We start from the raw sequence: 24,485 nt of genomic DNA on the forward strand, positions 1-24,485 counted from the left end.
CGGTTACCTGCCAGACGGAAATTTCTGTTATCCCCGCGCGGCTCGCCCGTCTCCTGTGCGTACGGACCGAACTTCAAGGAGCCAGCCAGTGATTCAGGACAACAGTGGACGCTCGATCAGCCGGCGCGGAGCCCTCCGCTTGGCGGGTGCCGTGGCCGTGGCAGGGGCCGGTGCGGCCGCGCTGAGCTCCGCCTCCACCGCGGCCGCCGCCGAGGCGTTCGCACACCCGGGCATGCTGCACACCCAGGCCGACCTGGACCGGATGGCGGCCAAGGTGAAGGCGGGCGCCGGCCGTTGGAAGGAGGGCTACGCCAAGCTGGCCGCCAACTCCCACGCTCAGAGCGGCTGGAACCCCAACCCGCAGGCCACGGTGTACCGCGGCGGCGGCACTCCGGAGAACTACGGCACGCTCTACAACGACATCCACGCCGCGTACCAGAACGCCCTGCGCTGGCACGTCACCGGCGACACCGCCCACGCGAACACCGCCCGCGACATCCTCAACGCCTGGTCGGCCAAGCTGACCAAGCTCGACGGCACCGGCGACGTGTTCATCGCGGCGGGTGTCTACGGCTACGAGTTCGCGAACGCCGCCGAGTTGATGCGCGGTTACACCGGCTTCGACCTCGCCCGGTTCCAGAAGATGATGCTCAACGTCTTCTACCCGAAGAACCACGACTTCCTCGTCAACCACAACGGCGCCTTCGTCACCAACTACTGGGGCAGCTGGGACCTGCTGACGGTCGCCTCCGTGCTGGCCATCGGCATCCTCTGCGACGACAAGGCCAAGGTCGACGAGGCCGTCGCCTACTTCAAGGACGGCAAGGGCAACGGCTCCATCAAGAACGCCATCAACGTCATCCACCCCGGCGGCCTCGGACAGGTCGTGGAGGTCGGCCGCGACCAGGGCCACGCCCTGCTGAGCATCGGCCTGATGGCCAGCATCTGCGAGATGGCCTGGAACCAGGGCATCGACCTGTACGGCTACGACGACAACCGGTTCCTCAAGGGTGCCGAGTACACGGCCAAGTGGAACCTCGGCCAGGACGTTCCGTACACCCCGTACACCTGGAAGAAGGGTGCTCCCGGCGTCTGGGCGGGCCAGGAGACCCTCACCGCCGCCTCCGAGAACAGCCGGGGTCAGGCGCGCCCGATCTGGGAGGGCATCTACAACCACTACGTGAACCGTCGCGGTCTCGACGCCCCGTTCGTCACCGCCATCGCTGCCAAGGTCCGTCCAGAGGGCGGCGGCGGTGACTACGGCAGCGGCGGTGGCTTCGACCACCTGGGCTTCGGCACCCTGACCTTCACCCGGGAGGCGGGGGACATTACGACGGCGACGAAGGCGCCGTCGTCCACGGCCACGGGGGCGGCCTCCTCCGCCTCTTCGTCCGGTGCCGCCGCGTCCGCGTCCCCCTCGGCGGCCGACGGCGGAGTCCAGGCACAGGGCGGCAGCGGCGACCTGGCCGTCACCGGCGCCGGGGACGTCGCGGCCATCGCGGGCACCGGTGTCCTGGCCATCGTGGGCGGCCTCATCGCCCTGCGCCGCCGTGCCGGCACACGGCAGCAGCCGTAACGTCGACCGGGCGGGGTGGCGAGGACGGGGTCTCGCCACCTGTACCCGGGGACCGGCGCGGCGGCCCAGGGAGGTCGCTCTGGTCGGAGATGACGGGGCCGTCCACATCGAGGCGACTGGCGGTGAAGCTGACCCGGTCGGCACGCCAGTGCGAGTACGCGAACTCCTGCGGGACCCCGTCGGCGTCGGGGACCACCTGCTCCTTGACCAACCCGGGCGTGCCCTCGGGGGCGTCCAGCGGTCGGGGCGTGCGCGCATCCAGTACGAGCGCGTGCAACCGGTGCAATTATCGAGCTGCTCCCGCCCCCTCTCCCGTCGGAGCCGTGTGGCGGCGTGCCGACAGTGGGCGCAAGCGAGGCGCAAAAGGCTTGCCGTGCGCGCGGGTTCCTGGCCGGGGTGTGTCGAAGCGGGTGTGAAGGAGGTGCCTGTCGGCGAGTTACGGTGCCATCTCCAACTGCACCGTCTCGAATGCCTCGTTCACGTGGTCGCTCAGTGGGCCACGATGTTCCTCGGCGCTCCAGGATTCGATGGCGAGGCGCAGCGCGCCGACCCCGACCATGGCGGTCAGCCGGAGTGCGTGCTGCCGGTCCGGGCTCGGCCAGCGTTCGGCCAGAGCGTCTACGATTGTCTGCTCCTGGCGCTCGTAGTTGGCCTTCTTGCGCGCAAGGAGAGTCTCCGTCGACCGCATCAACCGATCGATCGCCAGGGCTTCGTCCGTCTCGTAGCGAGTGGCCAGCCGGGCCAGGGCCCGGCGTACCACGGCCAGCGGCGTGGGCAGGGGCGGCTGTTCGGTGACGGCGGTGCGCAGTGCGTCCTCCAGGCCGGCTTCCCAGGTTTCGAGAACGCCGTCCTTGGAGTCGAAGTAGGAGAAGAACGTCCGGCGGGAGACGTTCGCGGCGGCTGCGATCATGTCCAGGGTCGTGGCGTCGAAGCCGTTGGTCAGGAACAGCCGCATGCCGACATCGGCGATGCGCTGGCGTGTCTCCCGCCGCTTCCGCTCGCGCAGGCCCTCGCGGGCCACCTCCCTGCCTGTCATGTATGTGATCATACAGCCCGTTGCACTCACTGCTATATTGCACTTGGTGCAGAATTCCCGGTCGCCGCAGTCGCTCCCGGCCGGTGCGGGATGCAACGGCAGGGAGTCCGTTGGGGTGAGGCGGTCGGGCTGGGCGAGCTGGCCGGGGGCGTGATCGGCCGCGGGCGGGTTCGACACGGCGATGCGAACCGAGCGCCGTACGAACGCGGCAGGGCAGGGCATCGCGGTGGCGAAGTGGTGGTCGTGGAGGACGACGTGCGCTCGCGCCGGTTCGTCGCCGTCTGGCGCACGGGCGGCCGGCTTGTGGCGCGGAAGCCGTCGGGCGGCGGCATGGTGGCGGCCTGACGCCGCAGGCCGGCCGTAGGTCTCGCACTGGCTGGCGGCGGTCAGTCCGAAAGGGTTCCGCTTCCCCCGAGACGCGTCATGGCCCGGTACAGCTGGTCCGGGGTGAGGGGCGGCTCGGGGAGCGGGCGGGCGCGGTCGGCGCGGAAGCCGTCGAGGATCAGGTGGAGGTGACGGCGCCAGACGCCCGGGGCGATGTCGTGGGTGGCCTCGGTGATGCGGCTGTGCGACCAGATCACGAAGGCGAGGTCCTCCGGAGTGAGGTCGGGGCGCAGGCTGCCCTGCTCCTGGGCGCGTTCGACGATGCGCACACCGAGTTCGTGGATGCGGGTCTGGGTGCCGGCCAGGCAGGCGGTCTCCGGCAGCCGTATGGAGGCCAGGTCGTTGAACCCCCGGTCCGCCGCCTGGAGTTCGCACATCGTCTCCAGGAAGTGACACAGCCCCGCCCAGGCGTCGTCCATGGTGACAGCCTTCTCGCCGGCCGCCCGCCAGACAGCCGTCTTCTCGGCGAAGACCGCCTGTACCAGGTCGAGCCGGGTGGGGAAGTGGCGGTAGAGCGTGCCGATGGCCAGCCCGGTGCGCTTGGCCACCTGCTCCAGGGGAGCCTCCAGGCCGTGTTCGGCGAAGCAGGCGCGGGCCGAGGCGAGCAGGGCTTCACGGTTGCGCTGCGCGTCCCGCCGCAGGGGACGGGCGGGGGCCGGGCTCTCGGTGGACGGACTGTCCATGGTCATGCCGCCCAGGGTATCAACCTGAGGGGATCCTCATCTTAGCTGCTACGATCGCCTAACATGAGGTACCCCTCGACTTCGTGGGAGGCGGGAGCCCCGAGCCGCCGACCACCACCGGCACCACGGCCGCGCCCCTCATGCCTGGCAGTGGCACTGCCTCCCATCCGCACGACCAAGGAGCGCATTCCATGTCCGTCATCGCCATCGTCGGGGCAGGCCCCGGCCTGGGCCTGTCCATCGCTCGCCGCTTCGGGGCGGAAGGCTTCCGGGTCGCCCTGATCTCGCGGACCCGGGAGAAGGTCGACACGCTCGCCGCCACCCTCGTCGAGGAGGGCATCGAGGCGGCGGGCTTCAGCGCGGACGTGGCCCGGCCGGAGTCGCTGCAGACCGCCCTCGCCGCGGTCGCCGACCGGCTCGGCCCCGTCGACGTGCTGGAGTACTCGCCCGCCGACCATGCCCTCGCCGGCGCCGCCGCCGCGGATGCGACAGCCGAGGACATACAGCGGCAGATCGACTTCTACCTGTACGGAGCCGTTGCCGCGGTCCGGCAGGTACTGCCCGCCATGCTCGAACGCGCCAGCGGCACCCTGCTGTTCTCCACCGGCGCCTCCTCGGTCCGGCCGCTGGGCGGGGCCTTCGGCGCCACCGGCATCGCCGCGGCCGCCCTGCGCAACTACGCCATGGCGCTCAACATCGACCTCGCCGAGCGCGGGGTGCACTCCGCCCATGTGGCGATCGGGGTCTTCATCGGCAGCGGTCCTGGCACCGAGCCCGAGACCATCGCCGAGCACTACTGGGACGCGCACACCAAGCGCGACCGGCCCGAGATCGTCCACACGGTCCCCGGCGGCATCTGGTGAGCGCCTCCGACAGGCCGACGCCCACGGCGCGGCCCAAGCCGCCGTCGGTGAAGTTCTTCCGCGCGGCCAACAAGGTCGTACGTCCCCTGCTCGGTTCCCGCCTCCACCGACCGCTCAGCGCACGGCTGATGCTGCTCACCTACAACGGGCACAGGACGGGACGCGAGTTCACCGTTCCCATCGGCTACTTCGACTGGGATCCCGGCACGGTGCTCGCCATGTCCTCCCAGCTCGGCTGGATCCCCAGCCTGCGGGGCGGCTCCCCGGTCCGGTTGCGCATCCGGGGCGAGGTCCACGAGGCCGTGCCCACGGTCATCGAGGACACCCCCGAAGTGGCCGCCCTGCTGGGTGAGTTCGTCGACCGCAAGGGGGCGAAGGCGGCCAAGGGACTGATGCTCGGTCTCCCCGGCGACCGGCGGCCCACCGACGACGAACTGCGTACGGCCGCGGCCAGGACCCGGCTCGTACGCTTCCGGCTGGAGACCCCCTCATAAGGCCGGTGGCCCACTGCGAAGACGCCTCCGCCGCGGCCGTGTCGGCTACCTCGGTCCAGCCCAAAGGCGCTGAGGTAGCCGACATGGCCGTCGGCTGTCCGCGGGTGACCATGAACTTGCTTCCGTGAAGCGCGCGGTGTCCTCATGGCACAGGTCCGGGCACCCGCTCTTTGAACGGGTGCCCGGACCTGCGGCAGTCGTATGGGCGCCCAGTTGCGAGAGGGCGTCAGGTGTGGTTCTTACAGGGCGGCTGCGGCGCTGTGGAGGTTCTTGGCGGCCAGGGCGAGTCCTTCGGTCTGGGAATAGGCGGCGTCCTCGTGCTCGATGTTGACGGCCATGGCGGGGTCGATGTCGGCGAGGGCACGCAGGAACTCGGTCCAGAAGGGGACGTCGTTGCCGTTGCCGACGGCGACGAACTTCCACGCCGGGTTCTCCGGCCAGGCGTTGCACCAGAACCCGTAGCCGGTGGGCACCTTGCCGGGAGCGTCGGCGGGCACGCGGGTGAAGGAGGTGTCCAGGACGCCACGGATGTCGGCGCCGGCGCAGAGCGTCGCGTCCTTCGCGGCCGCGTGGAACACCAGCGGGCCCAGCCACTTGATGGAGGCGATGACGTCCATGCCCTGCCACATCAGGTGGGACGGGTCCATCTCGGCACCGATGTTCGTCGTGCCGGCCTCGTCGACGAGCCGCTTCAGGGTGACCGGGGAGAACACCAGGTTGTGCGGGTGCATCTCGATGGCGACCCGGACGTCGTTCTCCCGGGCCAGCGCGTCGATCTCCTTCCAGAACTCGACGGCCACGCCCCACTGGTAGTCCAGGACGTCCATGTAGACGCCGTCCCACGGGTTCACGACCCAGGAGGGATACTTGGCGTCGGGGTCCGAGCCCGGGGTGCCGGACATGGTCACGACGTGCTTCACACCGAGCAGACCCGCGAGGCGGATCGTGCGACGTAGGTCGTCCGCGTGCTTCGGTCCGACACCCGGCAGCGGGTTGAGCGGGTTGCCGTTGCAGTTGAGCCCGGTCAGCTCCATCCCGCGGTCGGCGAAGGTCGCCAGGTACTCCTCGCGCGCGGCGGCCGACGACAGCAGCAGGTCGACCGGGCAGTGCGGGGAGGGGATGAAGCCGCCGGTGTTGACCTCCACGGAGGTCAGGCCGTTCTCCTTGAGGATGTCGAGGGCCTCGGGGAGGGTGCGGTCGTGCAGACAGGCGGTGTAGGCGCCGAGCTTGAGGGCCATGTGTCTTTTCCTTCTTTACGGGCTCTGTGGGAGGTCAGGCGGTGGGCGGGACCGTGACGGCGGCGCCGCCGTTGTGGGAGGACTCGACGACGGCCCGGATGATCTCCATGGTCCGGAGCGCGTCGGCGAAGGTGGCGCAGGCCGGCAGCGGCTCGGCGACGCCCGCGACCTGGTCGAGGAAGGCCCGGGCCTGGTAGGTGAAGTTGTCGGCGTTGCTGGCGCCCACACCCGGCGCCTCCATCGGGACCCCGCCCGCGAAGTACGGCATCTGCGGACCGGCGATGATCTGCCGGGCACCGCGGGTACGGGCCTGGGGCTGGGCGTCGTCGAAGAGGTACTCGGCGGGCCGGTGCTGGTCGAACGCGGCCCGGCCGCCGAGGCCCAGGACGTCGAAGGCGAGCCCGTTGGGAAGGCCGAAGCCGGTGCGTGTCACCGAGAAGGTGCCGACGAGGCCGGACTCGAAGCGGGCGGTGAAGGAGGCGGTGTCCTCGTTCTCGACCTCGCCCACCTCGTCCGAGACGGGGGCCGCGTTGTGCCCGACGACCGCGCCGAGCGGCAGCGGCCGCTTGGTGATCTGCGTCGACAGCGCGGCACCGGACACCGACACGATGGGCCCGGCGACATACTCCGCGGCATCGATGACGTGCGAGCCGACGTCCCCGAGCGCACCGGAACCGGCACCGCCCTTGAACCGCCAGCTCAACGGCCCGCTCGGGTCGGTCGCGTAGTCACACCAGTAGCGACCGCTGAAGAGCGTCAGGTCCCCCAGCTCGCCCCGCTGCACATGCCCACGAATGGCGGCGATGCCGGGCGAACGACGGAAGGTGTACCCGACCGCGGTCACCACCTCGGCGGAGCGCTCCAACTCGGCCATCGCACGGGCGTCTTCGAGCGACCCGGCCAGCGGCTTCTCACACAGCACATGCTTGCCGGCGGCGACCAGCGCTTCCGCGATCGGACGGTGCAGAGCATTTCCTACGACGATGCTGACGGCGTCGATCGACGGGTCCTCGGCGACCGCCTCCCAACTCGGCAGCGCCTTCTCGAAGCCATAACGCCGGGCGGCGTCCTCACCGAGCGCGACATTGGCGTCGGCTACCGCGGCCAGCCGGACCGGCGGGAGACCGGCCCCGAAGACCGTGTTGACATTGCGGTACCCGGCCGCGTGGCTGCGGCCGGCCATACCGGCTCCGATCACCGCGACGGAGAGGGGTTTTGCGGACGTGGTCATGGCGGTGCCTTTCAGAAGTCAGGAGGGACCAGGCGGCGAACTGCCGACGGAAATGGGAGTCGATGGCCTCCCTCGATCCGAGGACCGTCCGTCTGCGTCCGCGGCGGTCGGAGAGGCGCCCGCCGTACAGAGCGCCGAAGAACGAGGCGATGACCTCCTCGGTCAGTGGGGTGAGCCCGAGTCCGCCTGCCTCGGGGGAGAGGGCCATGAAGGGGCGCGCGCCGCAGACGGCGCTGTTGTCGTAGCCGAAGGGGAACCCGCAGAAGGCGGCGATCCCGTGATGATCCGCAGCCGCGGAGAGGCCTCCGGTGAGGAGTTGTCCGTGCGGGAGTTGCTCGGTGTGAGGGCCTTGGGCATGTCGTCCCTGAGGTCCATGGCCGTCTCCTACCGCTTGCTGTGGGGGGATCCTCAGTTGGAGGTGGGGAAGTTGAAGCCGGCGGCGACCTGCTGGGTCTGCTGGGGCCAGCGGGTGGTGACGACCTTGGGGCGGGTGTAGAAGCGGATGCCGTCGGGGCCGTGGATGGGGGAGTCGCCGATGAGGGAGTCCTTCCAGCCGCCGAAGGAGTAGTACGACATCGGCACGGGCACCGGCACGTTGACGCCGATCATGCCGACCTTGACGTTGCGCTGGAAGCGGCGGGCGGCTTCGCCGGAGGCGGTGAACAGGGCGGTTCCGTTGCCGTACGGGTTGGCGTTGATGAGATCGATCGCCTCGTCGAGGGAGTCGGCACGGACGATGGCGAGGACCGGGCCGAACAGCTCCTCCTTGTAGGCGTCCATCTCGGTGGTGACGTGGTCCAGGAGGGAGGGGCCGGTGAAGTAGCCCTCCTCGTGGCCGTCGACCTTCAGCCCGCGGCCGTCGACGACGACGGTGGCGCCCTGCGTGGCGGCGGTGCCGACGGCGTTCTCGACGCGTTCCTGGGCGGCCTTGGTGACCAGTGGTCCCATCTCGGTGCCGGGGACGTCGCCGGGGCCGACCTTGACCTCGCGGGCCTTGCGCTCCAGGATCTCGGCCAGGCCGTCGGCCGCGTCGCCGACGGCGACGGCCACCGAGACGGCCATGCAGCGTTCGCCTGCGGAGCCGTAGGCGCCGGCGGTGATGTGGTTGGCGGCGAACTCCAGGTCGGCGTCCGGGAGTACGACGGCGTGGTTCTTGGCGCCGCCGAGGGCCTGGACCCGCTTGCCGTGCGAAGTGGCCTGCTCGTGCACGTACTTGGCGATGGGTGTCGACCCGACGAAGGAGACGGCCTCGATGCCGGGGTGGGTGAGGATGGCGTCGACGGCGTCCTTGCCGCCGTGCACGACGTTGAAGACGCCGTCCGGCAGCCCGGCCCGCTGGTACAGCTCGGCGACGAAGTTGGCGGCGGAGGGGTCGCGCTCACTCGGCTTGAGGATGAAGGTGTTGCCGGTGGCGATGGCGATGGGGTGCATCCAAAGGGGCACCATGGCGGGGAAGTTGAAGGGCGTGATGCCCGCGACGACGCCGAGGGGCTGGCGGAAGTTGTGGACGTCGATGCCGCGGGAGACCTGGTCGGAGAAGGACCCCTTCAGTACGTCGCCGAGGCCGCAGGCGAACTCCACGACCTCCCGGCCGCGGGTGATCTCGCCGCGCGCGTCGTCGACGGTCTTGCCGTGCTCGGCGGAGATGATCCGGCCGAGTTCTTCCTCGTGGTCGACGAGGAGCTGGCGGAAGGCGAACATGACCTGGGTGCGCTGGGTGAGTGAGGACTCCGACCAGGTCTCGAAGGCGCGGGAGGCTGCCTGGACCGCCGTGTCGACGTCGGCGGTGCCGCCGAGGACTACCTGGGCCTGCTCCTGTCCGGTGGCCGGGTTGAATACCGGCTGGGTGTCGGAGGCGGAGCCCGGGGAGGGGGAACCGTTGATCCAGTGCTGGATGGTCTTCACGGTGAGGGTTTCCTTTGCGGGGACGGGGTCTTACAGGTAGTGCCGCTGGGTCTGCTTGTGGGCGGCGTAGGTGTCGTAGGCCGCCTGGGTGGTGTCGAGGGCGGAGGTCTGGCTGACGGGGACGTCCCACCAGCCGTGGCCGGGCGGGTTCGGGCCGTAGAGGTCGGTCTCGACGTGCACGACGGTGGTGCGAGTGGACGCCTTGGCCTTCTCCATCGCGGTGCGGAACTCGTCGACGGTGGTGGCGTGCAGGACATCGGCGCCCAGGGAGGAGGCGTTGGCGGCGAGGTCGACGGGGAGGATGTCGCCGTCGAGTTGCCCGGAATCGCCGTCCCGGTAGCGGTATTTGGTGCCGAAGCGCTGCGATCCCAGCGACTCCGAGAGGGCGCCGATGGAGGCGAAGCCGTGGTTCTGGATCAGGACGATGATGACCTTCAGTCCTTCGGAGACCATGGTCACGATCTCCTGAGCCATCATCAGATACGAGCCGTCGCCGACCAGGACGACGACCTCGCGGGTGGGGTCGGCCATCTTGGCGCCGACGCCGGCGGCGACCTCGTAGCCCATGCAGGAGTACGCGTATTCGACGTGGTAGGCCTTCGGATCCCTTGCCCGCCACAGCTGTTGCAGGTCCCCGGGCATGGAACCGGCCGCGTTGATGACGACGTCACGGTCGCTCAGCGCCTCGTTGAGCGCGCCGAGGATCTCGGTCTGGGCGGGCAGTGGACCGTGGCCGACGTTGAAGCACTTGTCCTCGATCTCCCGTGTCCGGGCGATGAGTTGGCGTGTGCGGTCGCGGTACTCCGGCTCGACCTCCCAGTCCGTCAGCGCTCCCGCGAGGGCCTGGACGCCGAGCCGGGCGTCGGCCACCAGCGGCTCGGCTGAGTGCTTGACGGCGTCCAGGCGGGCCACGTTGAGGTTGACGAACGTGACGTCAGGGTTGCCGAAGACGGTGTGGCTGGCGGTGGTGAAGTCGCTGTAGCGGGTGCCGATGCCGAGTACGACATCGGCCTCGCGGGCCAGCGCGTTGGCCGCGTACGAGCCGGTGGAGCCGATGCCGCCGACCGCGTACGGGTGGTCCCAGGGCACCGCGCCCTTGCCTGCGTGGGTGTCGGCGACCGGGATGCCGGTGGCCTCGGCGAAGGCACGCAGGGCGGTCTCGGCACCGGAGTACACGGCGCCGCCACCGGCCACGATCAGCGGCTTCCGTGCCCCGCGCAGCAGCCGCGCGGCCCGCTCGACGGCGGCCGGCTCCGGGACCGGGCGACCCACGTGCCACACCCGCCGCCGGAAGAAGGAGACCGGCCAGTCGTACGCCTCGGCCTGCACGTCCTGCGGCAGCGCCAACGTCACCGCGCCGGTCTCCACCGGGTCGGTCAGCACCCGCATCGCCGCGAGAGCGGCGGGGATGAGCTGTTCGGGGCGCGAGATGCGGTCGAAGTACTTCGATACCGCGCGGAAGGTGTCGTTGACGGTGATGTCCCCGCCCCGGGTGTCCTCCAGCTGCTGCAGGACGGGGTCGGCGGCGCGGGTGGCGAACATGTCGCTGGGCAGCAGGAGCACCGGCAGACGGTTGGTGGTGGCCAGCGCCGCACCCGTGATCATGTTCGTCGAGCCGGGCCCGGTGGACGCCGTGCAGGCGAAGGTCGCCAGCCGGTCGCGCATCTTCGCGTAGGCCACTGAGGCGTGCACCATGCCCTGCTCGTTGCGGGCCAGGTAGTAGGGCAGGTCGGCCTCTTGGGTGACGGCGGCCTGCAGCAGAGCCTGGCCGATGCCGGCCACATTGCCGTGCCCGAAGATCCCCCACATGCCCGGGATGAGGCGCTGCTCCTGGCCGTCGCGTTCGCTGTACTGGCCGGCCAGGAAGCGGACCAGGGCCTGGGCGGTGGTGAGTCGGACGGTGCTCATCGCTCGTTGAGTCCTTCGAAGGGAAGCCGGTCGTCGACGTCCTGGGACGCCCAGGTGCCGCGGACCCAGCCGTGGGCGGGGTCGTCGCAGATCAGCCAGGCGCGGTCCTGGCCGGGGCCGGCCATGACGTTGAGGTAGTAGAGGTCGTAGCCGGGCGCGGCGATCGAGGGGCCGTGCCAGCCGTGCGGTATCAGGACGGTGTCACCGGAGCGGATCTCGGCGAGCACGTCGATGGGGCGCTCGGGAGTGCCGTAGACCCGCTGGTAGCCGAAGCCGTTCCCGTCTCCCGCGACCTCGAAGTAGTAGATCTCCTCCAACTCCGACTCGACGCCGGGCCGGGCCGTATCGTGCTTGTGCGGCGGATACGACGACCAGTTGCCGCCCGGCGTCAGTACCTCGCACACCAGTAGCTGCTCGGCTTCGAAGGTGCCGGGCAGGCAGTAGTTGTTGACCTGCCGCGAGCACGCCCCGGCGCCGCGCAGTTCCACGGGCACGCCCTCCTTGGGCCCGTACCGAGCCGAGTGACCTCCCTGCTCGGTACGGGCGGAGGGCAGCGCGAACAGACCTCCCTGCGCGCTGCTGATCAGGGCCTCCGACTCGGGAGGCAGGTAGGCGAAGTCGGTGACCGAGGCGAACACGCCCGTCCGACCGGCGAGTTCGAAGGCCCTGCCGTCCGTGGTGACGGTGCAGGAGCCCGCCAGCGGCAGGACCAGGAACTCGGAATCCCCGGTGGACAGGGCGTGTGCCTCGCCCGGCTTGAGGGTCAGGATCCTCAGGCCGGAGTATCCCCAGCCCGCCGATTCGGGCGTGACCAGGAGGTCGTACGGTCCGTCGGCCGAAGTCCCTTTGGGCAGGTGGTACTTGCTCGTGTCGGTCACAGCAGGCTCACCGCCTTGTCCACCGCACCGGCGACGTCGCCGTTGGACGGATAGAGCAGGGAGCGGCCCACGACCAGGCCCTGCGCGGTGGGCTGCTTGAGAGCCTTGCCCCAGGACGCGAACGCCGCCTCCGGGTCGGTCACCTCACCACCCAGCAGCAGTGCCGGGAGGGTCGAGGAGGCCAGGACGCGCTCCATGTCGGCGACGACCGGGAGCTTGAGCCAGGTGTAGGCGGTACGTCGGCCGAGCCCGGACGCGATCGTGACGGACTTGACGACGGCGTCCGTCGACAGGTCGTTGCGGATCCTGCCGTCCTGCCATGCCGACATGAACGGCTCGACCATGGCTATGAGTCGACGGTCGTTCAGCTCGTCGACGGCACGCGCGGTCTCGGACAGGGCTGCCGGGGTGGCCGGGTCGTCGAGGGCGATGCGGGTGAGCATCTTGCCGCCGTCGAAGCCCATCGCGGCGATGGTCTCGGCGTCGTAGCCGGTGAAACGGTCGTCGATCTCGAACACCGAACCGGCCAGTCCGGCCCGGTTCATCGAGCCGAAGACGCTCTTGCCGTCCAGGACGCCGAGCAGCAGGAGGTCTTCCAGGATGTCGGCCGTGCCCAGCACACCCGTCACGCCGGGCCGCTCCAGAGCGGTGCACAGGCGGTCCAGCAGTTCGAAGCGGTCGGCCATGGCGGTCGGGTCGCTCCCGACGCCGTTGGCACCGCGGGCCGGATGGTCGGCGGCGATGATCATCGCCTTGCCGTGCTCGCCGCGCAGTGAGGTTGCCCTGACGCGGCGTGCGGCTGCCGCCGTGATGGCGCCGGGGGCGTTGACGCGGGCGTCCACGATGCGGGAGATCTTGTCAGACGGCATGGCTTACCTCGCGGAGCTTGGCGTCGACCTCGGCCTCGGTCGGCATCGCGTCGGAGCAGGACAGGCGGCCGGCGACGATGGCCCCGGCGGCGTTGGCGAAGGCGATGGTGCGGGGGGTGTCCCAGCCGGACAGCAAGCCGTGGCACAGTGCCCCGCCGAAGGCGTCCCCGGCGCCTAGCCCGTTGACCACGTCCACCGGAACCGGTGGGATCTCGGTGACCGAGCCGTCCCGGTCCATCGCCAGGACACCCTTGGGGCCCTGCTTGACCACAGCGAGCTCAACCCCGGCCGCGAGCAGGGCCTTGGCGGCGGCGTACGGCTCGCGCTCGCCGGTGGCGACCTCGCACTCGTCGAGGTTGCCGACGGCGACGGTGGTGTGGCGCAGGGCTTCGGCGTAGTACGCACGTGCCTCGGCCGGCCCGAGACGGTAGCCGCTGACGTCTTCGGACCAGAACATCGGCCGCCAGTCCAGGTCGAAGACCGTCGGCCCTGACTTCGCCCGGTGCGCGAGCGCGGCGAGGGTCGCCGAACGGCTCGGCTCCTCGCTCAGCCCGGTGCCGGTGATCCAGAGGATCCGCGCGTCACCCACCGCCGTGAGGTCGAGCTCATCCGGCCGGATGTCCAGGTCGGGTGCCTTCGGAAGGCGGTAGAAGTACAACGGGAAGTCGTCCGGCGGGAAGATCTCGCAGAACGTCACCGGGGTCGGCGCGATGTCCGACGTACCCACGAAGCGGTTGTCGACGCCGTAACCGTCAAGCGCGGTGCGGACGAAGTCGCCGAACGGGTCCTGGCCCGTCTTGGTGATCACGGCGGAGGTCCGGCCGTAGCGGGCGGCGGCCACGGCGACGTTGGTCGGGCTGCCGCCCAGGTACTTGCCGAACGAGGTGACCTCGGCCAGTCCCGCACCGGTCTGGAGCGGATATACGTCCACTCCCACGCGGCCCATGGTCAGCACTTCGAACGGCATCACGCTGGTGTTCCCTTCGGTCCGGAGTCCCGGAATGAGGCAGGAGTGGATTTAAAGCGCTTTAATAACGCCTCGGTTGAGTACGATGCCGCCCATCTAAATGTCATGTCAATAGGTTGTTGCTACGAGGTTTCGTGAGCTGTCAGCGCCATGGGCATGGCGATGCGCACGGCGCTGCCCTCAACGGCGCGGCGTCACCGTCCGGTGGGCTGTGAGGATGCGCCAACGTGGGTGAGGTGCGGGCCGGGTGGCCGCAGCTTCTCAGGACGAGGCGGCCAGGTACTCGTCGATCTTCTTCCGCATGAAGACCGAGGACTCCTTGGCGCGTTCCTCCCAGGCGAAGACGCAGGCGGTCAGCGTGCCGTCGAAGCCGTTCGCGCGCAGCGCGCGGAAGAGTTCCTCGAAGTCGACCTCGCCCTGACCGATGTCGAGGTGCTGGTGGATGCGGGCCGCGGTGCCGGGCGGGTTGAGGATGTAGCGGTTGCCGGAGGACGCGGTGTGGTCGAGGGCGTCGGCCAGATGGACGTGAGTGAGCAGGTCGCCCGCGTACTCGATGATGCCGGGGGCGTCGTTGCCGATGTGGAAGGTGTGCGGGGCGCAGTAGAGGAAGCTGACGTTGGGGTGGTTGATGCCCCGGATCAGGTTGATCGCGTCATAGCCGTTCTCGATGAAGTCGTCGGGGTGCGGCTCGAGGGCGAGGTGGACGCCCTCCCGTTCGAACACCGGGAGCAGTTCGTCCAGGGACTTCCAGAACTGGGCCTCGCTGCGGTCCGGGTCCTCGGGACGCCCGTTGAGCTCGGAGATCATGCTGGTGACGCCGAGGTCGGCGGCGATCTGGATCGAACGCTTCCAGTACCGTACGGCGGCCTGCCGGGCATCCTCGTCGGGGCCGGACCAGCGGAACAGGGGCAGGAGGGAGGAGATGCCGACACCGGCGGACTCCAGAGCCTTGCGGAACTTCGCGACGGTGCCGTCGTCGACGCGCGGGTGCCGGAAGAACGGGATGAAGTCCTCCCGGGGGGATAGCTCGATCCATTCGTAGCCCAACTCGGCTACCACGGAGGGAAGTTCGAGCAGGGGAACGTGACGGATCATGTAGGGGTCGAGGGCGATCTTCACGAGCATCTCCGGGTGGGGGTGGCAGTGATCGGTGTGTACGGTGTCGGCGGTCGGCGGTTGGCGGTCGGCGGGCTCCCAAGGGCGCCGGGCTCGGCGCCCTCGCGGATGTCCCGGAACCTGTCGCCGGATGGCGCGTGGTGGCCATGACGGCTGTCATGCGGGACGTGTCGGCCTTGCCGGTAGCGGCATTGGCCCGTCCTGCTCGGCCTTCTTGCCGACGGGGCTGCTGGAACATCCGCCGACAAGCAGGACGGTGGCGGTGGTAGGGATCCGGGTCGTCCTGCGGGAGCGGGGAACGGTTGTGCGGTTCATGATGTGTGCACCTTGCGGTGCGACAGGGGAGTCGCTGCCTCACATGGGTGGCTCAGGCAGTCGATTTCCTTGATTAAAGCGCTTTAATCTCTGGTACTATCGGTGGCATCACGGGCGTATGTCAAGAGTGTTGCAGCCATCGACGGGAGGCCATGTGGACGAGCTGAACCCCGCTGCCCCCGTAGTCGGCAATGGCGGGGTGTCGCGCCCCCGGCTGGAGGACGTCGCCGCGCGCGTTGGCCTGTCCACGGCTTCCGTGTCGCTGGTGCTGCGCAACGTGCCCGGCCCCAGCGAGCGCACCCGCCAGCGCGTCCTGAAGGCCGCCGCCGAGCTGGGTTACCGCGCCGACCGTACCGCCAGCGCGCTGGCCAGCAGGCGCAGTCGGCTGCTCGGCGTCATGGTCGACATTCACAGTCCCTTCCATGCCGAGCTGGTCGAACACCTGCACACGGCCGCCGAGGAGGTCGGCTACGACCTCGTCCTGAGCACCCTGACCCGCACCCGCGGCGAGCAGACGGCCATCGAGACACTCCTGGCCTTCCGCTGTGAGGCGCTGATCCTCCTTGGGCCGGTGGCCCCCGCCGCCGTGCTGGCCGACCTTGACCGCGGGGCGCCCGTGATCTCGGTGGGCCGCCGGATCGCCGACGCGGCTCTTGACGTCGTACGCACCGCCGACGACGACGGAGTCGGCCAGATCGTCGACCACCTGGTGGAACTCGGTCACCGAGCGATCGTCTACGTCGACGGCGGCAAGGGTGTCATCGCCACCGACCGGCGCCGCGGCTACCGGGCCGCCATGCGCCGCCATGGGCTCGACGGGTACATCGGGATCCTCCACGGGGACCTCACAGAGAAGGCCGGTGAGAAGGCCGCCCGAAACCTGCTCGACGGCGGCGACCTGCCGACGGCCGTCGTGGCGTACAACGACCAGAGCGCCATCGGGCTGCTCACCGCCTTCCGGCGGGCGGGTGTCGACGTTCCCGGCAAAGTGTCCGTCGCCGGCTATGACGACGACACCCTTTCCCGGCTGGACGCCTTCAACCTGACCACCGTGAGCCAGAACGCCGAGGAACAGGCCCGGCAGGCCGTGACGGCCGCCGTCGAACGCCTCGACCAGGGCCGCACCGAGTCCCGCGAGATCGTCCTCGCTCCCTGCCTGGTCACGCGTGGGACCACGGCGGAGCCGCGCTGACCACGCCGTGGCGCTCGACGCGGGGGCGTCATGCGGGTATCCCCCTGGTCGGCCCGTGAGTCGGTGAACCGACGGGGAGCCGTCGGACGGTCCGCTGGTCGAAGCGATCGTGGGATGCCCGCACGTGTGCGCCATCGGGATCTGCGGGGCTCGCTGATTGCCGCGGACCGTCGTCGGCGGGACGCCTCAGGTAAGTATGTCGGAACAAACTCTTGACACCTCCCTGAAACAGAAGCATGCTCTGCGGCACCGACTTAAAGCGATTTAAAAGATCGTCGAGCTAAGGCACTGTCATACGGCGCAATGGTTGCCCACCTGCGACCTCCGCGAACGAAAACATCCGAAGCCCACTTCTCCAACAGTCGTTGTCGTGATCACGCTGGGACGCACAGCTCACCGACGCCTGCATCCGTCCGAGGGTGTCTCCGGCCTCTCGTGACGAGCCCGCTCCCCTGCATACCTGCCGGCGCCCGGTTCCCCGGGGCCGCGCACGGCAGGCGTACTCCACGGGCCCAGCGGTACTGCATCCCGCCCCACTTCTCGCCTCGCCCCAGGTCCCATGCCTGGAATTGCACGAAGGAGACCCCGCACATGGAACGCATCATGACCCGTTCCCGGCGACCGCTCGGTCGCCCGCTTTCCCGGAGAGCCCTCACCATGGTGAGCGTGCTCGCCGCGGCGGCCACCACGCTGACCGGGTGCGTCAGCGGCAAGGCCACCGGCGACACTGCGGGGCAGTCGACGGCGACGGCCGGGGGTGGATCGACGACCGCTGCGAAGAGCGGCAAGGTCTCCATCTACGTCATCGGCGGCAAGTCCGACGACCCCTTCTTCTCCGCGGTCAAGCGCGGTGTCGAGGACGCCACGAAGCTGGTGAAGTCGGGCGGCGGCAAGGTCACCTACCTCGGTCCGCAGAACTACGACAACCTCGGCCCGGACGTCGCCAAGCTGACGCTCACCGCCATATCGCAGAACCCGTCGGCCATCCTCGTGCCGGACTGGGTGCCCGAGAACCAGGACTCCGCGATCAAGCAGGCCATTGCCAAGGGCATCCCGGTGTTCATCTACAACTCGGGTGGCATCGAGGCGGCCAAGAAGGTCGGCGCCGTGAAGTACATCGGGTCGGACGACTACGAGGCGGGCAAGGCCGGCGGCGTCAAGTTCGCCGAGGAGGGCGCCAAGAACGTCCTGTGCGTGAACACCGTGCCCGGTTCGGCCAACCAGGAGGCACGCTGCAAGGGCATCAAGGACGGCGCCGAGAGCAAGGGCGCCAAGTCCAAGCAGCTCCCGCTGCCCTCCTCCAACTTCGGTAACCCGTCCGCCGTCACGCAGGCGATCAAGGGCGCGCTGCTGAAGGACAGCAGCATCGACGCCGTGGTCACGATCGCCACCGGTGATGCGGACAGCGCCGCCGCCGCGATCAAGCAGGCCAAGGCCGGAGACAAGGTCAAGATGGGCACCTTCGACCTCTCGCAGAGCCAGCTCACCCGGATCAAGGCCGGCGACCAGCTGTTCGCCATCGACCAGCAGCCGTACCTGCAGGGCTTCTACGTCGTGTCGATCGCCAACCAGTACCTGTCCTACGGCGTGCTCCCGCCCCAGAACCCGATCCTGACCGGCCCGCTCCTGGTCACCAAGGACAACGTCGACGCGGCGATCGCGGGCACCAAGGCCGGCGTCCGCTGATCCCTCTCCTGGTGCTGGGCCCGTCCCGGGCCCAGCACCCCTTCCGGGCGTACCGCGCCGGGCACCACATCCGAGATTCACGAAGGTGACACCAGACCGATGACAACCTCACTTCCCGACACGACGGCCGAGAAAGTGACCGCCGTCGCCCCACCGAAGCAGACCGAGAGTCCGCTGGCGCAGCTGCGCCACCGTCCCGAGGCCGGCGCGCTCATCGGGACGCTCAGCGTCTTCGTGTTCTTCGCGATCTTCGGCGGTGAGAAGTTCCTGGCACCCGCGGGCGCGGCGAGCTGGCTGAACATCGCCGCCGAGCTGGGCATCATCGCCATCCCGGTGGGGCTGCTGATGATCGCCGGCGAACTCGACGTGTCCGTGGGCTCGGTGCTGGCCGGCAGTTCGATGACGCTGGCCATCGTGTCCGGGCACTGGGGCGCCCCGATGATCGTCGGAATCGTGTGTGCGCTAGGCCTCGGTCTGCTGACCGGCCTCCTCAACGGGATCATCGTCACGCGGACCAACGTCCCCTCCCTGGTGGTCACCCTGGCCACCCTGTCCGGCATGGCCGGTCTCACCCTCGGCCTGTCCCGCGTCACGACCGGCACCACGAGCGTCCCCATCAACCCGGACTCTCTGTCCAAGGCGGTCTTCGGCCAGCTCATCGGGGGCCAGTTCGAGGTCGCGATCTTCTGGTGGATCGGCCTGGCGGCGGCGGTCGCGGTGATGCTGCAGATGATGAAGTACGGCAACTGGATCTTCGCTATCGGAGGCGACAAGGAGAGCGCCCGCGCCACCGGCATCCCCGTCAACCGGGTGAAGATCGCCCTGTACATGGCCAGCGGCTTCGGGGCAGCCCTGGTCGGCGTGATCCAGACCATCCTCTACAACGGCGCCCAGGTCGCCAACGGCCAGTCCTTCGTCTTCAACTCCATCATCGCCGTGGTCATCGGCGGTGTCCTGCTCACCGGCGGGTACGGCTCCGTCTTCGGCGTCGTCCTGGGAACTCTGACGTTCGCCATCGTCAACCAGGGCATCTACTACACCGGTTGGAACTCCGACTGGGCCAGCCTGATCCTCGGCATCCTCATCCTCACGGCGGTCCTGATGAACAACACCTTCCGCCGACTCGCCCTGTCCTACAAGCCCCGATCCGCGAAGAAGGCCTGACCAATGACCGCACCCCTTCTGCGCCTGACAGACATCAGCAAGTCGTTCCTCGGCACCAACGCGCTGCAGGACATCTCTCTTGAAGTGGACGCCGGGAAGGTGCTCTGCCTGCTCGGTGACAACGGCGCCGGCAAGTCGACCCTCATCAAGATCCTCTCCGGGTTCCACAGGCCCACCACCGGCACCATCGAGGTCAACGGCGAGCCGGTCGACTTCGACAGCCCCCGCGACGCATCAGCCCGGGGCATTGCCACGGTGCACCAGTTCGGCGGGACGTTCCCGCTGATGGGCGTCGGACGCTGCTTCTTCGTAGGCGCCGAACCCACCAAGGGCTTCGGGCCGTTCAGGCTGTTCGACAAGAAACTGGCCGGCGAGATCGCCGTACGAGAAATGCAGTCCCTCGGCATCACCCGCGTCACCGACGGCAACCGCCTCGTGGGCAGCCTGTCCGGCGGTGAGCGCCAGGCCCTGGCGATCGCGCGTGCCGTCTACTTCGGCGCCAACGTCCTCATCCTCGACGAGCCCACGGCGGCGCTCGGTGTCAAGGAGGCCGCGCACGTCCTGCGGATCATCATGCAGGCCCGTGCCAAGGGCGTCGCGGTCATCCTCGTCACCCACAACGTCCGGCACGCGATGATGGTCGGCGACCACTTCGCCGTCCTCATCCGCGGCCAGAAGGCCGACGACTTCCGCAAGGGCGAGCGCACCCGGGAGGAGATCACCGACCTCATGGCCGGCGGCGAGGCCATGGCCGACCTCGAGGCCGAGCTCGCGAAGTTGCAGGCCGGGGCCTGAGAGCGCGCGAGTGCGGTGCGTAACCGCACCTCGCTGAGGAGGGGTAGCCGCTGGCCGCGCTGCGGGCCAGCGGCACTGCGATGCAAGCTGTCGGACGGCCGGTTCAGGTGCGGGTGCGCGGGCCGCTGTAGTGCTCGTCGGTGACGTGCTCGGCCCACACGGTTTCCGGGCTGCCGTCGCCGGTGCCCTCCCACAGGGTGAGGTGCTCCATGAAGCGGTCGTGGGCGTCTCCGTGCCAGCGCTCTTCGCCGGCGGGCAGGCGATGGTGTCGCCGGGAAGGGTTTCGAGGATCGTGCCGTCGCGGATGCCGATCAGGGCGATGCCGGAGGCGACGTGCAGAGACCTGTCCCAGAGCATGGGCGTGTCAGGCGGTGCATGAGCCGGGTGCGAAGCGGCGGACCACGTGGGCGCGCATACGGGAGGGCTCCTGGCGGGCGACGATGACGTAGAGCGAGACGTCGCCGGTGAAACGGTCGGCGGGAGCCTTGGCAGTGGGCAGTGGGCAGTGGGCTGCGGCTTCAGGGCTTCCACGGGTGTTTCTCCTGGCTGGGTGGTGGGAGCCGGGGGCAGGCGACGGCGCGTCATCGTGGGCCAGGTCCATGCCCAGCTCACGCGAGGCTTCCGCCTGGGCCGGCGGTTCCCTGGCCTTGGCCTCGGCGGGCGAGACCGCTTCCCCGCCGGAGACGAAGCGCAGCGGCGGCTGCTCATGCTGGGTGAGCTTCAGGAGGGCGAGGAATCCACCAGCAGCTCGGTGGTGCAGAAGTCCAGCTCGACGATCGCCGTACGGATGCCGAAGGGCTCGACGCCGTAGCGGAGGGACTCCATCCAGCCCTCGACGCCGAACTCGGCGGCGGCGCAGACGAACAGAACTCCTGGCCGACCAGACCGGCGATGGAGGAGATAGTGAGGACATGGCCGGCGCGCTGCTTCCGCATCATGGGAAGGACCGCGCGGGTGATGTCATCGGGCCGAGCAGGGTGATCTCGATCTGCTGCCGCAGCTGCGCGGGCGACAGCTCCTCGAAGTAATCGTCGTAGAAGCTGGCGGCGTTGTTGACCAGGACGTCGATGCGGCCGAAGCGGCCGACTGCCTCCCGTACGGCGGTGTGGGCGCTGTCGAGGCGGGTGATGCCCAGCGCGGTGACCAGCAGTGTGCGGCTGCTTTTCACTCATCCCGCGATGAAACGCCTCTACGCGGACTGGGACAACGTCGCCGTACCGCCGTGGCCCAGCTGCGGAGGGAAGCCGCGGAATGCCCCCAGGATCCACGGCTGATGACGGTGGTGGGCGAGCTGTCCCTACAGGACGAGAACTTCCGCCCCTGGTGGGTCGGGCACCACGTGGCGGCCCTGGGGGTGGGCACCAAGACGCTGCACCACCCCGTCGCCGGGGACACCCTGACCGCCGGCATGGACCCCGACCGACAGCTCATCGTCTGGACGGCGGAACCTCCGGCATCCCGTCGCACGACGGCCTTCGGCTCCTGGCCTCCTGGGCGGCCACCGCCGGTCTTTCCGCGACGGAGGCTCCTCGCTGACAGAAGGCGCCCCTCAGACAGTGCCTCCATAGAAGGCGGGGCGGGGCTTCATGTCCGTACCGATGATGCGGCCCGACTGTCGTGCCTGCACAGTCGCGTTGGAGATGACGGTCGCGGCATAGCCGTCCCAGGCAGAGGGGCCGGTGGGCTCGGTGCCCGCCGCGAGGTTCGCGATCCACTCGCGGAACTCGGTGTCGAAGGCATCCACGAAACGGCCCACCCAGTCCGTCAGGACTTCGGTGCTGTGTTGGCCCGTGGTGCGCACGCCGACGGCGGCCGGGTCGGGCAGCCGGACCAGGCCGTCCTCGCCGACAGCTTCGCACTGGATGTCGTAGCCGTACTGGCAGTTGACGAAGACCTCAAGGTCGATCCGGACGCCCTTGGCGGTCTCGAAGAGCATGATCTGCGGGTCTTTGAGGTGCGCGAACCGCTTGCTCGTGGAGCGCGGAATCACGACCTGGACGGAGACGATCTCGTCGTCCAGCAGCCAGCGCAGTACGTCGATCTCGTGCACGGCTGAGTCGAGCGCGGCCATGTCGGTGGTGTACGACTCGGGGACGGTCGGGTTGCGGTGGGCGCAGTGCACGATCAACGGTTCGCCGATGCGGCCGGAGTCGATGACCTGCTTCATCTGCCGGTAGCCGGCGTCGTAGCGGCGCATGAAACCGACCTGTACGAGACGGCGGCCGTGCGCCATCTCGGCCTCGACGATCCTGAGACCGTCCTCGGCGGTGGTGGCCAGGGGCTTCTCGCAGAAGACCGGCTTTCCGGCGGCGATGGCGTTCAGCACATGCTCCGCGTGGGTGGGCCCCCAGGAGGTGACGAGCACCGCGTCGACATCCTCCGCCGTGACCAACTCGGCACCGTCGGCGAACACCCGGGCACCGGCCCGCACCGCTGCCTCCTCGGCGCGTGCGGCGTCGATGTCGCTGACTGCCGTGACCTCGGCGCCGGTCACGGTCTCGGTGAGTCGTCGGATGTGTTCCTGACCGATCCAGCCGGCACCGATCACACCTACGCGTACAGTCATGAGGTTTCCTTTCGATGCCCTCGGCCCATGGGGCATGGGCCGAGGACAGGGAGCGGGTTCAGGAGAAGCGGGCCTTGAGCTCGTGCTCGAGGTCCTCGAGCGTGCGACCGCGGGTCTCGGGCACGTACTGCTTCACGAAGGTGACCGCGACGATGCCCAGGGCCACGAAGACGAAGAATGTGCTGGACACGCCGACCGCGTCGACCAGGACAGGGAAGACCAGCCCGATGGTGAAGTTGGTGATCCACAGGGCGAAGGCCGCGATGCCGAGCCCGAAGCCGCGCATCTTGAGCGGGAAGATCTCCGACAGCATCAGCCAGGTCACCGGGGAGATCGCGCCCTGCTGGAAGGCGAGGAAGGTGACGGTCATGCCGAGGACCGCGAACGCGCGGCCGTCACCGGCGGGCAGGACGAGGGAGAACACGGCGATCAGCAACTGGGCGACGATGGTGCCCAGCTGACCGATCATCAGCATCGGGCGGCGGTTGACGCGGCCCAGCAGCCAGATGCCGACGAAGGTGGCCAGCACGGAGATCACGCCGTTGGCGATGTTGGCCGTCAGGGCGCTGTCCGCGGCGAAACCGGCGTCCGTGAGGATCTGCGTGCCGTAGTACATGATCGTGTTCACGCCGGTGATCTGCATGACGATCGCGATGCCGGTCCCCACCAGGACCAGCTTGCGCACCCACGGCACCCTCAGATCGTTCCAGCCGCCGAGCTTCGCCTTCTCGTCCTCGACGGCCATCGCGGTGACCTCGCTGAGCTCGGCCTCGGCCCGCTGCTCGGAGCGGACCTGCTTGAGCACGGCGAGGGCTTCCCCGTACCGGCCCTTGGAGGCGAGCCAGCGCGGGCTCTCCGGCATGACCAGCATGCCGAACCAGAGCGCCACCGCGGGCAGGGTCGCGACGACCAGCATCCAGCGCCAGATGCCGGCGGACTCCCCGCCGACCTGGGCGATGACCGCGTTGAAGGTGAACGCGGCCAGCTGACCGGAGACGATCATCAGCTCGTTCCGGGTGACCAGACGGCCGCGGCGCTCGGCCGGAGAGATCTCCGCCAGGTAGACGGGAACGGTCACGGAGGCACCGCCGACCGCGAGGCCGAGCACGAACCGTGCCACGATCATCAGTTCTGTGTTCGGGGCCAGCGTGCAGCCGAGCGCTCCCACGAAGAACACCACGGCGAGGAGCAGGATGTTGCGGCGCCGGCCGCGGGCGTCGGACAGCCTGCCGCCGAAGAGCGAGCCGAGGGCCGCACCGAGCAGCAGCGAGCTGGTGACCATGCCCTCGGTGACCGCGGTCAGACCGAGGTCTTCGGTCATGTAGGGCAGGGCGCCGTTGATGACGCCGGTGTCGTAGCCGAAGAGGAGTCCGCCGAAGGTGGCGATGACCGTGATGACCCGCAGCCGCCGGGAGACCGCCGGAGGGGCGGGGGCCGTGATGGCGGTGCTGGGTGCGGGGGCCTGGGTCGTGTCGTCTCTGACGTCCATGGCCGCCTCCTTACCGGTTGATGTGAGGGTGTCGGATCCCGGCGAGGCGGTGCTTGCCCTGGAGGACTGGTGTGCGGCGCCCGCAGTGGGCGGAGGCCGCAGCGACGGCTCCGACGCGGCCCATAGGCAG

At 69.3% G+C, this 24,485-nt stretch carries 22 protein-coding genes and 1 pseudogene; 8 read left to right on the forward strand and 15 right to left on the reverse strand.

Annotated elements, in window-relative coordinates:
* Window positions 1-88: 88 nt before the first annotated feature.
* The gene (locus ACZ5VQ_RS25270; protein ID WP_469106848.1) at window positions 89-1,576 is read left to right on the forward strand and encodes an alginate lyase family protein; all 1,488 of its coding nucleotides are present in this window, start codon (window positions 89-91) and stop codon (window positions 1,574-1,576) included.
* Here the strand turns inward: ACZ5VQ_RS25270 and ACZ5VQ_RS25275 are convergent.
* The 3 genes from ACZ5VQ_RS25275 to ACZ5VQ_RS25285 all read right to left on the reverse strand — a co-directional run bounded on the left by ACZ5VQ_RS25275 (window position 1,533) and on the right by ACZ5VQ_RS25285 (window position 3,685).
* Entirely contained in the window at window positions 1,533-1,862 is a 330-nt protein-coding gene (locus ACZ5VQ_RS25275; RefSeq protein ID WP_469106849.1) for a UTRA domain-containing protein, read from the reverse strand. The two genes, ACZ5VQ_RS25270 and ACZ5VQ_RS25275, sit on opposite strands and share 44 nt — an antisense overlap.
* 150 nt (window positions 1,863-2,012) lie before the next feature.
* Window positions 2,013-2,612, reverse strand: coding sequence for a TetR family transcriptional regulator (locus tag ACZ5VQ_RS25280; protein WP_469106850.1), 600 nt, complete (start codon window positions 2,610-2,612; stop codon window positions 2,013-2,015).
* Window positions 2,613-2,998: 386 nt separating this feature from the next.
* On the reverse strand, window positions 2,999-3,685 hold the full coding sequence (locus tag ACZ5VQ_RS25285) for a TetR/AcrR family transcriptional regulator (protein ID WP_469106851.1): 687 nt from the start codon (window positions 3,683-3,685) through the stop codon (window positions 2,999-3,001).
* A gap of 185 nt (window positions 3,686-3,870) precedes the next feature.
* Between ACZ5VQ_RS25285 and ACZ5VQ_RS25290 the strand changes: the two genes are divergently transcribed.
* Window positions 3,871-4,542 (forward strand): SDR family NAD(P)-dependent oxidoreductase, encoded by a 672-nt coding sequence (locus ACZ5VQ_RS25290; RefSeq protein WP_469106852.1) that lies wholly within the window; start codon window positions 3,871-3,873, stop codon window positions 4,540-4,542.
* Entirely contained in the window at window positions 4,539-5,036 is a 498-nt protein-coding gene (locus ACZ5VQ_RS25295; RefSeq protein ID WP_469106853.1) for a PNPOx family protein, read from the forward strand. Before ACZ5VQ_RS25290 ends, ACZ5VQ_RS25295 begins: the two co-directional genes overlap by 4 nt.
* A gap of 239 nt (window positions 5,037-5,275) precedes the next feature.
* Here the strand turns inward: ACZ5VQ_RS25295 and ACZ5VQ_RS25300 are convergent, their stop codons facing one another.
* The 8 genes from ACZ5VQ_RS25300 to ACZ5VQ_RS25335 form a co-directional block, all read right to left on the reverse strand.
* Window positions 5,276-6,274: a sugar phosphate isomerase/epimerase family protein gene (locus ACZ5VQ_RS25300; protein WP_469106854.1), complete on the reverse strand. Its 999-nt coding sequence runs from the start codon at window positions 6,272-6,274 to the stop codon at window positions 5,276-5,278.
* A 34-nt stretch (window positions 6,275-6,308) separates the two neighbouring features.
* The gene (locus ACZ5VQ_RS25305) at window positions 6,309-7,505 is read right to left on the reverse strand and encodes a Gfo/Idh/MocA family protein (RefSeq protein WP_469106855.1); all 1,197 of its coding nucleotides are present in this window, start codon (window positions 7,503-7,505) and stop codon (window positions 6,309-6,311) included.
* Between the two features lie 408 nt (window positions 7,506-7,913).
* The gene (locus tag ACZ5VQ_RS25310; RefSeq protein WP_469106856.1) at window positions 7,914-9,410 is read right to left on the reverse strand and encodes a CoA-acylating methylmalonate-semialdehyde dehydrogenase; all 1,497 of its coding nucleotides are present in this window, start codon (window positions 9,408-9,410) and stop codon (window positions 7,914-7,916) included.
* A 30-nt stretch (window positions 9,411-9,440) separates the two neighbouring features.
* Window positions 9,441-11,318 carry a 3D-(3,5/4)-trihydroxycyclohexane-1,2-dione acylhydrolase (decyclizing) gene (gene iolD, locus ACZ5VQ_RS25315; RefSeq protein WP_469106857.1) on the reverse strand — a complete coding sequence of 626 codons (1,878 nt, stop codon included), beginning with the start codon at window positions 11,316-11,318 and terminating at the stop codon, window positions 9,441-9,443.
* Window positions 11,315-12,196: a 5-deoxy-glucuronate isomerase gene (iolB, locus tag ACZ5VQ_RS25320; RefSeq protein ID WP_469106858.1), complete on the reverse strand. Its 882-nt coding sequence runs from the start codon at window positions 12,194-12,196 to the stop codon at window positions 11,315-11,317. The genes iolD and iolB overlap by 4 nt, the downstream gene beginning before the upstream one ends.
* Window positions 12,193-13,065, reverse strand: a complete 873-nt coding sequence (locus ACZ5VQ_RS25325) for a Cgl0159 family (beta/alpha)8-fold protein (RefSeq protein ID WP_469106859.1) — start codon at window positions 13,063-13,065, stop codon at window positions 12,193-12,195. The genes iolB and ACZ5VQ_RS25325 overlap by 4 nt, the downstream gene beginning before the upstream one ends.
* Window positions 13,055-14,032: a 5-dehydro-2-deoxygluconokinase gene (iolC, locus tag ACZ5VQ_RS25330; RefSeq protein ID WP_469106860.1), complete on the reverse strand. Its 978-nt coding sequence runs from the start codon at window positions 14,030-14,032 to the stop codon at window positions 13,055-13,057. The genes ACZ5VQ_RS25325 and iolC overlap by 11 nt, the downstream gene beginning before the upstream one ends.
* A gap of 261 nt (window positions 14,033-14,293) precedes the next feature.
* A complete protein-coding gene (locus ACZ5VQ_RS25335; protein ID WP_469106861.1) occupies window positions 14,294-15,151 on the reverse strand; it encodes a sugar phosphate isomerase/epimerase family protein in 858 nt (285 codons plus the stop codon).
* 466 nt (window positions 15,152-15,617) lie between these two features.
* Here ACZ5VQ_RS25335 and ACZ5VQ_RS25340 point away from each other — a divergent pair, with 466 nt between their 5' ends.
* The 4 genes from ACZ5VQ_RS25340 (at window position 15,618) to ACZ5VQ_RS25355 (ending at window position 20,300) form a co-directional block, all read left to right on the forward strand.
* Window positions 15,618-16,655 (forward strand): LacI family DNA-binding transcriptional regulator, encoded by a 1,038-nt coding sequence (locus ACZ5VQ_RS25340; RefSeq protein WP_469106862.1) that lies wholly within the window; start codon window positions 15,618-15,620, stop codon window positions 16,653-16,655.
* A gap of 591 nt (window positions 16,656-17,246) precedes the next feature.
* Window positions 17,247-18,341, forward strand: coding sequence for a sugar ABC transporter substrate-binding protein (locus ACZ5VQ_RS25345; RefSeq protein ID WP_469106863.1), 1,095 nt, complete (start codon window positions 17,247-17,249; stop codon window positions 18,339-18,341).
* A 99-nt stretch (window positions 18,342-18,440) separates the two neighbouring features.
* A complete protein-coding gene (locus ACZ5VQ_RS25350) occupies window positions 18,441-19,505 on the forward strand; it encodes an ABC transporter permease (protein WP_469106864.1) in 1,065 nt (354 codons plus the stop codon).
* A gap of 3 nt (window positions 19,506-19,508) precedes the next feature.
* Window positions 19,509-20,300: an ATP-binding cassette domain-containing protein gene (locus ACZ5VQ_RS25355; RefSeq protein ID WP_469106865.1), complete on the forward strand. Its 792-nt coding sequence runs from the start codon at window positions 19,509-19,511 to the stop codon at window positions 20,298-20,300.
* Between the two features lie 364 nt (window positions 20,301-20,664).
* Here ACZ5VQ_RS25355 and ACZ5VQ_RS25360 read toward each other — a convergent pair whose 3' ends face one another.
* Together ACZ5VQ_RS25360 and ACZ5VQ_RS25365 are read right to left on the reverse strand one after the other, a co-directional pair.
* Complete coding sequence (locus tag ACZ5VQ_RS25360) at window positions 20,665-20,901, reverse strand: hypothetical protein (protein WP_469106866.1); 237 nt, start codon at window positions 20,899-20,901, stop codon at window positions 20,665-20,667.
* Between the two features lie 333 nt (window positions 20,902-21,234).
* Window positions 21,235-21,468 carry an SDR family NAD(P)-dependent oxidoreductase gene (locus ACZ5VQ_RS25365; RefSeq protein WP_469106867.1) on the reverse strand — a complete coding sequence of 78 codons (234 nt, stop codon included), beginning with the start codon at window positions 21,466-21,468 and terminating at the stop codon, window positions 21,235-21,237.
* On the opposite strand from ACZ5VQ_RS25365, the pseudogene ACZ5VQ_RS25370 reads away from it, so the two are divergent.
* Window positions 21,452-21,836: pseudogene (locus ACZ5VQ_RS25370) on the forward strand (MmyB family transcriptional regulator); the annotation flags it as partial. The gene ACZ5VQ_RS25365 and the pseudogene ACZ5VQ_RS25370 sit on opposite strands and share 17 nt — an antisense overlap.
* Before the next feature lie 13 nt (window positions 21,837-21,849).
* On the opposite strand, the gene ACZ5VQ_RS25375 reads toward ACZ5VQ_RS25370, so the two are convergent.
* Together ACZ5VQ_RS25375 and ACZ5VQ_RS25380 are read right to left on the reverse strand one after the other, a co-directional pair.
* Window positions 21,850-22,866, reverse strand: a complete 1,017-nt coding sequence (locus ACZ5VQ_RS25375) for a Gfo/Idh/MocA family protein (protein ID WP_469106868.1) — start codon at window positions 22,864-22,866, stop codon at window positions 21,850-21,852.
* A 58-nt stretch (window positions 22,867-22,924) separates the two neighbouring features.
* On the reverse strand, window positions 22,925-24,457 hold the full coding sequence (locus tag ACZ5VQ_RS25380; RefSeq protein ID WP_469106956.1) for a sugar porter family MFS transporter: 1,533 nt from the start codon (window positions 24,455-24,457) through the stop codon (window positions 22,925-22,927).
* Between the last annotated feature and the right edge of the window lie 28 nt (window positions 24,458-24,485).

This window comes from Streptomyces sp. NPDC033178 (genome assembly GCF_055577685.1).